Annotated in this window: 10 protein-coding genes, 2 tRNA genes and 1 rRNA gene; 4 read left to right on the plus strand and 9 right to left on the minus strand. The window is 45.4% G+C overall.

Going from position 1 to position 8,801, the window contains the following annotated elements; genetic code table 11:
* Positions 1-55: 55 nt before the first annotated feature.
* Positions 56-487, plus strand: a complete 432-nt coding sequence (locus tag BMZ78_RS17020) for a type III-B CRISPR module-associated protein Cmr5 (protein WP_093231601.1) — start codon at positions 56-58, stop codon at positions 485-487.
* 37 nt (positions 488-524) lie between these two features.
* On the opposite strand, the gene BMZ78_RS19240 is transcribed toward BMZ78_RS17020, so the two are convergent.
* Positions 525-731: a hypothetical protein gene (locus BMZ78_RS19240; protein WP_245739899.1), complete on the minus strand. Its 207-nt coding sequence runs from the start codon at positions 729-731 to the stop codon at positions 525-527.
* On the opposite strand from BMZ78_RS19240, the gene cmr6 reads away from it, so the two are divergent.
* Complete coding sequence (gene cmr6 / locus BMZ78_RS17025; protein ID WP_245739898.1) at positions 690-1,211, plus strand: type III-B CRISPR module RAMP protein Cmr6; 522 nt, start codon at positions 690-692, stop codon at positions 1,209-1,211. The two genes, BMZ78_RS19240 and cmr6, sit on opposite strands and share 42 nt — an antisense overlap.
* Before the next feature lie 137 nt (positions 1,212-1,348).
* On the opposite strand, the gene gabT is transcribed toward cmr6, so the two are convergent.
* The 5 genes from gabT to BMZ78_RS17055 all read right to left on the minus strand — a co-directional run bounded on the left by gabT (position 1,349) and on the right by BMZ78_RS17055 (position 7,190).
* Positions 1,349-2,701, minus strand: a complete 1,353-nt coding sequence (gabT, locus tag BMZ78_RS17030) for a 4-aminobutyrate--2-oxoglutarate transaminase (RefSeq protein ID WP_093231603.1) — start codon at positions 2,699-2,701, stop codon at positions 1,349-1,351.
* 661 nt (positions 2,702-3,362) lie between these two features.
* Positions 3,363-3,683 carry a DUF3870 domain-containing protein gene (locus BMZ78_RS17040; protein ID WP_093231605.1) on the minus strand — a complete coding sequence of 107 codons (321 nt, stop codon included), beginning with the start codon at positions 3,681-3,683 and terminating at the stop codon, positions 3,363-3,365.
* A 136-nt stretch (positions 3,684-3,819) separates the two neighbouring features.
* Positions 3,820-5,013 (minus strand): acyl-CoA dehydrogenase family protein, encoded by a 1,194-nt coding sequence (locus BMZ78_RS17045; protein WP_093231609.1) that lies wholly within the window; start codon positions 5,011-5,013, stop codon positions 3,820-3,822.
* A gap of 15 nt (positions 5,014-5,028) precedes the next feature.
* Positions 5,029-6,213, minus strand: coding sequence for a CaiB/BaiF CoA transferase family protein (locus BMZ78_RS17050; protein ID WP_425263950.1), 1,185 nt, complete (start codon positions 6,211-6,213; stop codon positions 5,029-5,031).
* A 296-nt stretch (positions 6,214-6,509) separates the two neighbouring features.
* Positions 6,510-7,190 carry a uracil-DNA glycosylase gene (locus BMZ78_RS17055; protein WP_093231611.1) on the minus strand — a complete coding sequence of 227 codons (681 nt, stop codon included), beginning with the start codon at positions 7,188-7,190 and terminating at the stop codon, positions 6,510-6,512.
* Positions 7,191-7,411: 221 nt separating this feature from the next.
* On the opposite strand from BMZ78_RS17055, the gene BMZ78_RS17060 reads away from it, so the two are divergent.
* Both BMZ78_RS17060 and BMZ78_RS17065 read left to right on the plus strand, forming a co-directional pair.
* A complete protein-coding gene (locus tag BMZ78_RS17060; RefSeq protein ID WP_093231606.1) occupies positions 7,412-7,966 on the plus strand; it encodes a TetR/AcrR family transcriptional regulator in 555 nt (184 codons plus the stop codon).
* The gene (locus BMZ78_RS17065; RefSeq protein ID WP_093231607.1) at positions 7,963-8,292 is read left to right on the plus strand and encodes a DMT family transporter; all 330 of its coding nucleotides are present in this window, start codon (positions 7,963-7,965) and stop codon (positions 8,290-8,292) included. The genes BMZ78_RS17060 and BMZ78_RS17065 overlap by 4 nt, the downstream gene beginning before the upstream one ends.
* 100 nt (positions 8,293-8,392) lie before the next feature.
* On the opposite strand, the gene BMZ78_RS17070 is transcribed toward BMZ78_RS17065, so the two are convergent.
* The 3 genes from BMZ78_RS17070 to BMZ78_RS17080 form a co-directional block, all read right to left on the minus strand.
* Positions 8,393-8,469 (minus strand) — tRNA-Met (locus tag BMZ78_RS17070).
* 4 nt (positions 8,470-8,473) lie between these two features.
* Positions 8,474-8,549, minus strand: a tRNA-Met gene (locus BMZ78_RS17075).
* 179 nt (positions 8,550-8,728) lie between these two features.
* Positions 8,729-8,801, minus strand: a 16S ribosomal RNA gene (locus BMZ78_RS17080); the annotation flags it as partial.

Raw genomic sequence — 8,801 nt, forward strand, 5'->3', positions numbered from 1 at the left:
AGCCCTCGAAATGGAAAAAGCCCGGAGATGAGTATGTAAGTTATGTCAACGCTCTTTGGACATTCTCTACAACGGCTTGGGGCAAGCGCTCGCCAAACAGGTAGCCAAAGCGGCACGCGATCCCTTTTTCCAGGAGAATCCAAGCTATTGGCTATATGCAGATTTGCAGGACTGGTTATGCAGTGATCATCCCCAATCTCCCTTCCAGTCCGGGATCGACCTGCTCGATGCCATCCGCCTTGCTGATCCCAGGACGTACCGCATTGCGGTCTATGAAGCAATGGCCTGGCTGAAATGGCATAAACAGTTCGCCTATGCCTATCTGAAAAGATTTGGAAAGCACACCAGAAAAAGAACACCGCAAAAAACCGCAAGACAAAAAGAATCGGTCAAAAAAGCAAGACTCTCTTCTTCCCTTGTACCAAGCCGATCGCCATCTCCATCACGGGCGGCTCCCCTCCAAACATGCGGGTCTTTGGTATCATAAATTTTGTCATGACTGGGTCCAATACGATGAGTCCCAATTATGGTACCTGGGGGATGACAAGCTGAAATGGATGGAAAAGATCCAGGGCAAAACGGGAAGCGACAGGCTGATCCAACGCGCTGTATCCCGTCTGGAGAAACTGGTGCAGGCACAAAAAGGTATCCTGCTCTACTGCCGAACCATCAGCCGCTTTATTACGGGCATTGGTCTCTCCCCACCCACCGAAGTCGGATTTGCCTGGCACCCAACACTCGGGACATCTTATATGCCTGGCTCTTCCCTCAAGGGAGCGATCCGCTCCTGGGCACGCGACTGGTTAAAGCTGGATGAGAAAACATGCATGCGCCTTTTCGGTTCGGAACCCCATAAAGCACAGAAACAGATGGGCAACGTGATCTTTTTCGACGTTCTTCCCACTGATCGCATTCGCATCGAAGTGGATGTCATCACGCCTCATTTTGATTCGTGCTATCAAAATCCACAGAAAAACCCCGCACTTGAGTGGTTTAACCCTCGCCCTATTCCTTGCCTGACGGTTGCAGAGGGGCAACCCTTTGTCTTCGCCATTGCACCGGTCCGACAGGATGCGCAAGGCCAGGACGATGTCTTGCGAATTAAAAAAATGATTCTTCAAGCTCTCGAATGGACTGGCGTCGGTGCCAAAACCGCAGTGGGCTATGGACGATTTGAACTGGTGAAAGAGCGATCTTTTGTGGATGGATAAACGATGAAAAAACCTCCTGGCCATGAAATTTCACAGCAGGAGGTTTTTCATGCTCCATTGGGTTCAGAAAATGACTCGGGACAATATTTTCCATTCTTTTCCTGTTCATCGATACATACCTCATTCCATGAATGGTCTCACCCCTCTTTGACAACTTGTGCGATCGCTTCATCAATTACATCCAATCCTTCCTGTAGCTGTTCATCCGTGATCACAAGCGGTGCCAGAACACGAATCACATTTCCATACAGACCCGCCGACATCATGACGACTCCCCGGCGATAACATTTGGAAAGGATTTGTCCGACCAACTCTTTACCTGATTGATTACGATGCGGAATCGAAGTGATTTCGAATGCACACATGGCTCCCAATCCCCGGACATCCCCAATGATCTCGTATTTTTCTCTGATCTCGCCAAAGCGCGTACGAATCTTCTCACCAATGACACAAGCACGCTCCAGTAATTGTTCTTGTTCAATCATCTCAATGACTGCCAAAGCGGCCACACACCCCAGCGGGCTACCTCCATAGGTTCCGCCGATTTGTCCCGGTTCCGGTGCATCCATAATCATCGACCGTCCGGTTACCGCACTGATCGGAATCCCTGCTGCAATCGATTTGGACATGGTGATTAAATCAGGCACCACTTGGAAATGCTCGATGGCAAACATTTTTCCGGTTCGTCCAAATCCTGTCTGGATTTCATCAGCAATCATGAGAATGCCGTACTGGTCACAAATCTGCCTTATGCCCTGGACAAACTTTTTCGATGGGACTACAAATCCGCCTTCCCCCTGGACAGGCTCTATAATAATAGCGGCCACATCCTCAGCAGGCACTTCTTTCAGGAAGAATTCCTCGATTTGTTGCAAGATCATGTCATCCACATCATCTGGTGTCCATCCCTCAGGAGCATGATAATAGTAAGGATAGGGAAGTTTGTACGTATCGGGTGCAAATGGGCCAAAACCAAATTTGTATGGCTTTACTTTGCTGGTTAAAGACATGGCAAGCAACGTCCGACCGTGAAATCCCCGCTCAAACGAAAGGATCGCTTTTCTTCCTGTATATTTTCTGGCGATTTTCACCGCATTCTCTACTGCTTCTGCTCCACTATTGAGAAAAAACGTTTTCTTCTCATACGATCCGGGTGTGATCTCATTCAGCTTTTCAGCCAATTGAATGTAAGGTTCATACATCATGACATGAAAACAAGGATGAAGATACTTCGTGATTTGCTCTTGTAAGGCTTCCACAACCTTTTGGGGGCAATGCCCTACATTCAAACTGCCGATGGCTCCCGCAAAATCGATCAGGGTATTCCCATCGACATCCGTAACCAGTGCTCCTTCGCCTCGCTCAATAAACACCGGTGTCGCATTGAATGTCCCGCGTGGCACATGTTGATTCCGTTTTGCCAGCCATTCTTTTGATTTCGGTCCTGGTATTTCCGTCTTCAGCCGAATAAATGAACGTGTCACCTTCATTCTCCCTTTCTGTACGAATCTATCCACTCTCCATTGATATAAGGGGAATTTTCAAAGCTATCCACTTCGTTTTATCTGCAAAAAGGATGCCAACTTCCGTTCCTGCAGAAAAACAGTTTAAAAACGTTGTTCCAAGTATGGATTTTTAAGCCACTCTCGCAAATATGCTTCAGGATTGATTGCCATTGGGTCAGTAGCTGTTTTCTTATGCTCATGGATCAAGCATGAATAGGAATTATGCGTATTTGCATAGTCCTATTCCAATCTGCATAATGAAATCGCAGTCAAAAAAAAGCACTTACTTTTAGCAGTAAGTGCAGAGGCTGTTGACAAACCCGGTTTTCCTTTTCCAGTTGAACGACTTCTTGCTCGTTTTTAAGCAACGGGAGTGAAACGGAAAAGGAAAACCGGCATATAACGGATACTTTTTCAACAAGCTGAAAGTACTTACTTTTAGCAGTAAGTGCGGAGACTATCCTTGAAAATATGGATCCATTTCTCCCGCGCTTCGGGATGAGTTCCTTCCTCCGTGACGACTTCTGTACCATCACAGTCACTCCGCAAGGAACCCATCCCTCCGCTTTATAGAAAATTTCATCCTTCTGATTGTATTGCTCAGTAACATAAGGCAAACTCGTTTTTTCCGTACAACAACCCATTCCTATTTGATCCCTAACTGCTCAAACTGGGCATACAGGTCTCTGAGCGCCGCTGTCAAAGCGTGGATCGCTCGTCCCCGATAATGTTGCTGCAACAGGCGAATCGGCTCTTCGATGCCATCTTTAAGACTGATTCCCCGAAGTAACTCCCCCACAAAATCCCTTCCATGTGAAGTAGCCAATGTGCAGGATGCCTGAATGATGACTCCATATTTCCGATCAATTTCTGCTGTAATCGTTAGCGTATCATATACATTTTTGGCTGCCATACCTTGAGGTAGCCGTGCATGGCCAGCAATAAAATATGTATGGGCAAAAGACATCCAATCACATCCTTCACTTTATTTTTGGAATAGGAGATGGCTTTGGTTGCGAGGGAATCTCCTTCTGAAGATGGCCTCAGAGTCTCCCTCGCTTCCTCCGCCATCCCTTGAGCCATCACTCATCGCATGATCGCTTTTATTCGGCAAACGGCCATGATGGCAACATCTTTCTTAACGGTTTATCTTTTCGGTATCCCAAAGCATATTCGGCTTGCATGATCGTATGAATTTCGCGGGTTCCTTCATAGATTACAGGTGCCTTCGCATTGCGCAAATATCTTTCGACCGGATATTCATTGGAATAACCGTACGCCCCATGAATCTGCACGGCATCACTGGCCGCTTCAAAAGCCGCATCACAGGCAAACCATTTCGCCAATGACGTTTCGCGGGTATTTCGTTTGCCTTGATTTTTCAGCCACCCGGCACGATAGACAAGCAAACGGGAGATTTCAAGATTGGCGGACATCTTGGCAATCATTTGTTGAACCAATTGGTGTTTGCCAATTTCCTTGCCAAATGTTTTCCGCTCATGACAGTATTTGAGACTCGCTTCCAGACAGGCCTGGATCAATCCACAAGCACCTGCGGCAACAGTGAATCGCCCATTGTCCAGTGCCGACATCGCAATTTTAAATCCTTCTCCTTCTTCTCCTACCAGATTTTCTTTTGGGACCCGTACCTCTTCCAGGAACACTTCTCCCGTATTGCCTGCACGAATTCCCAATTTCCCTTTAATCGCTTTTGTCGTCACACCTGAAAAGGTACGTTCCACAATAAAACAACTAATCCCATCATGTTTTTTACTTGGGTCGGTTTTGGCAAAAATCAAAAAGTGATCAGCAACATCACACAGTGAAATCCATGTTTTGGAACCATTTAAAACATAAACATCTCCTTCCCGCCGTGCAGTTGTCTGGATCGCCCCCACATCAGAACCGGCATTGGGCTCGGTCAAACCAAATGCACCGATCTTTTGACCTTGTGCTTGAGGAATCAGGTATTTTTCTTTCTGGTATTCATTGCCCCATTGTAACAGGGTCATACTATTGAGGGCCGTATGGACAGAGACGGCTGTGCGAAAAGCAGTATCTCCCCGCTCCAATTCGTCACACACAATGGCCAGCGTATTGTAATCCATGCCCATTCCGCCGTATTTTTCGGGGATACAAACGCCCATCAAATTCAACTCTGCCAACCGCTTCAAGATTCCCGTCTCAAAATGGGACTTCGCATCCCACTCTTGAATATAAGGGATGATTTCCCGATCGACAAACTTGCGTACCATCTTTCTCACAGCTTCCTGTTCTTCGGTTAGTGAAAAATTCAACATCGTTCATTCCCCCTATATATCCTGATTGGCTTTCATCTCTTTGATCTCATCCTCGGTGTAACCCAAAGACTGTAAAATCTCTTCGGTATGCTCACCAAATAGTGGTGGATGTCTTCGCATCTCCACTGGCGTTCTTGACAATTTCAGTGGACTGCCGACCAGTTTGACCGATCCTGCGGTCGGGTGCTTCATCTCCACGACCATCTCCCTTGCGTGTACCTGGGGATCCGCAAATACACTCGGAAAATCCTGAATCGGCCCATGTGGGATCCCGGCTTCTTTTAATAAAACATGCCAGTGGTGAAACGATTCTTGTTTCATGCATGCTGCAATCAATGGAATTAATTCCTCCTTATGTTCCACCCGCTTGGAATTGGTTCGGAACCGCTCATCTTCAGCCAGCTCCGGTCGTCCCAAAATGGCAGCGAATTTCGCAAACTGATGATCATTGCCCACTGCCACTACCATCTCCAGATCGCTGGTTTGAAACACCTGATAAGGAACAATATTGGGATGCTGATTTCCCAGTCTTTGGGGTATTTCTCCCGAGTTCAGATAGTTACTCGCTACATTCACCAGTGCCGATATCTGGGAATCCAATAAAGCAATGTCGATTTGCTGTCCTCTTCCGGATCGATTCCTCTCTTGTAAAGCCGCTAGGATCCCAATGACTGTATACAAACCCGTTAATACATCGGCGATGGCCACCCCCACTTTTAACGGGCCAGATGCCTGATCACCTGTAATACTCATCAAACCTGACATGGCTTGAATGATATAGTCATAGCCCGGTTCATGTTTATACGGTCCCGTTTGTCCAAAGCCCGTAATCGAGGCCAGAATAATACGGGGGTTGATTTTTTCCATGGTTTGAAAATCAAATCCCAGTCGTGCCAGTGTACCGGCTTTAAAATTTTCTACCACCACATCCGAACGGGCAATCAACTTTCTTAACACTTCTTTGCCACGAGACGACTTCAAGTTTAACGACAGGGCTTGTTTGTTGCGGTTCGCACACAGATAGTAAGCGCTTTCACCTCCGGTATAAGGAGGGCCCCAGCCTCTGGTGTCATCCTGGATGTGCGGCCCTTCCACTTTGATCACATCAGCTCCCAAGTCGCCTAAAATCATCGTACAAAAAGGACCTGCCAACACCCTTGTTAAATCAAGAATCGTAATCCCACTTAAGGCTCCCACTTTCATCCTTCCTTTTGGCTGAAAAATAATGAAGCCAGTCAAACTACACACGTATCCTGTAGTTTGACTGGCTTATTGTCTGTGTACTATCTTCCGGCAAGGAAGCTTGAACAAACATAGGCAGTCAAATAGCAAAAGTATTCGTTTGTAAAAGATCCATGTTTATATAAAAATCTTATTTGTAGATATTTTTTCATATTTTTATCATTATGTCAATAGGAGACGTGTGGTCATCCTTCGTATCTACACTTTTATGTAAAGTTGCCAGGTTTGCTCATACGTTGAATTCGATCCACTTACCCTTCCAGATCAGGAATCTGCCAATCGATTTCCTCTGATCCGATTTCACGTAAAAATTGATTGGTTTTGGAAAATGGCTTACTGCCAAAGAAACCTTTTTTCGCGGCAAAGGGGCTTGGGTGTGCGGATTCAATGATATAATGATGCGAATGAGTGATCAGTGACTTTTTCTCTTGTGCATGCTTGCCCCATAACAGAAACACGACAGGTTTCTCGCGTTGGTTTAATGCCATAATCACTTGATCGGTAAAGGTTTCCCATCCTTTTCCTTTATGTGAGTTCGGCTTTCCTTCCCGAACCGTCAAAACAGTATTGAGCATCAAAACTCCTTGTTCTGCCCATTTGACCAAATAGCCATGATTGGGAATACTGCATCCCAAGTCATCATGAAGCTCTTTGAAAATATTTTTCAAAGAAGGCGGCTGCTTCACTCCTGGTTTTACCGAGAAACTCAATCCATGGGCTTGTCCTGCTCCATGATAAGGGTCTTGACCCAAAATGACCACTTTGGTATCTGCATACGAAGTCAAGTTTAAAGCAGAAAAAACTTCTTCTTTTGGCGGATAAATCACTTCAGTCTCATATTCCTTTTCCAAAAACGCCTTCAACTCTAAAAAGTATGGTTTGGTAAACTCTTCTCTCAAAATATCGGCCCAATCGTTGGTTAAAGTCATCATCGCTGCTGGCCCAACCTTTCTACAAACATATGTTTTTATTCCATGACTCATTTATTTTCTCACAAACATGAAAAACCGTAAAGAATATTTAACCAATCATTCTCCATTAATGTGTTGATTTTTACATATTCGATCCAAAAAAGCAGATCAAATAAAGTTGATTTTATACCGTCCAGACGGTATATTTAAATTGCCAATCGATTTTGAAGTAGGTGAAAAAGATGTGTCCACGAAAATCACTTCAAACACGTCATGCTATCTTACAGGCAGCATATCACTTGGTACAGACCGAAGGCATCGCCCATCTGACTTTAGATGCTGTAGCCAAAAACGCAGGAGTTAGCAAAGGTGGACTTCTTTATCATTTCCCCAGTAAAGAAGCACTGATTAAGGGAATGATTGATTATGTTCTTTCTCAATTTGAAAATGAACTGAATAAAGAAGTGGCTGAAATGGGAGAGAGACCTGGAAAATGGACACGTGCCTTTGTTCGTGCCACCTTTAAAGAGATTGAAGAAGGAAGTCCGATGAGTTTAGGTATTTTTACTGCTGTTGCAACCCATCCTCAGCTACTTGAACCCATTCAATCCTATTATCGTAAATGGCAACAACGCATAGAAGATGATGGCCTGGATCCAGCACTTGCTTCCCTAATTCGTTTTGCAGCAGATGGAATCTGGCTCGCTCATTTCATCAACTTGGCTCCCCCCAATCCAGAACAACGTAAACAGATTCTTGAACGCTTAATCCATCTCATCGAGGAGGAAACGTCATGAAAGGATATCTGTACCTATTCATCGCAATTTTTGGCGAGCTGATCGCTACTTCTTCGTTAAAAGCATCCCAAGGATTTTCCAAACTCGTACCCAGTCTCATTGTCATCATCGGTTACGGAACAGCTTTTTACTTTCTCTCTCTTTCTCTCAAATATATCCCTCTGGGTATTAGCTATGCCATCTGGTCTGGAGTTGGAACAGCTCTCACAGCGATCATTGGCTATTGGTTCTGGAAAGAATCGTTAAATATTGCTCAGCTGATCGGGATCATTTTGATTATCGCAGGCGTTGTTCTGCTCAATCTATCAAAAAATGCATCAGCCTAAAAGGTACTGGCACCTATTCAAAGGTGCCGATAAAAAAACGACACCAATCCCTATGGATTGATGCCGAATCTTTCAGCCTTTTCAGTTGCGATAACAACCTTGGTAGCGGCGGAGGGCCTCGAACCCCCGACCTTACGGGTATGAACCGTACGCTCTGGCCAGCTGAGCTACGCCGCCATATTGGTTGCGGGAGCAGGATTCGAACCTGCGACCTTCGGGTTATGAGCCCGACGAGCTACCAACTGCTCCATCCCGCGGCATGATACAAGTTAAATGCATCTATAAGTAACTTCATACAAAAACCTCTCTGAATCCTAAAAGCAGGTTCCAAAGAGGTCTATTTTTCAAAAGCAAAGAACATATTCCCTGAAAACCAAAGAGTGAGATGGCATGACCCAAGAAGAAGTAAATGGTTATTCGGAAATAAACTCCGTAGAAAGGAGGTGATCCATCCCCACCTTCCGGTAGGGATACCTTGTTACGACTTCACCCCAATCATCTGCCCCACC

The organism is Thermoflavimicrobium dichotomicum (assembly GCF_900114055.1).
Classification (GTDB): Bacteria; Bacillota; Bacilli; order Thermoactinomycetales; family Thermoactinomycetaceae; genus Thermoflavimicrobium; species Thermoflavimicrobium dichotomicum.

Excerpts from the sequence above, each read along its gene's own strand:
- BMZ78_RS17060 (WP_093231606.1), top strand. The coding sequence starts at position 7,412 with ATGTGTCCACGAAAATCACTTCAAACACGTCATGCTATCTTACAGGCA.
- BMZ78_RS17055 (WP_093231611.1), bottom strand. The coding sequence starts at position 7,190 with ATGATGACTTTAACCAACGATTGGGCCGATATTTTGAGAGAAGAGTTT.
- BMZ78_RS17040 (WP_093231605.1), bottom strand. The coding sequence starts at position 3,683 with ATGTCTTTTGCCCATACATATTTTATTGCTGGCCATGCACGGCTACCT.
- gabT (WP_093231603.1), bottom strand. The coding sequence starts at position 2,701 with ATGAAGGTGACACGTTCATTTATTCGGCTGAAGACGGAAATACCAGGA.
- BMZ78_RS17065 (WP_093231607.1), top strand. The coding sequence starts at position 7,963 with ATGAAAGGATATCTGTACCTATTCATCGCAATTTTTGGCGAGCTGATC.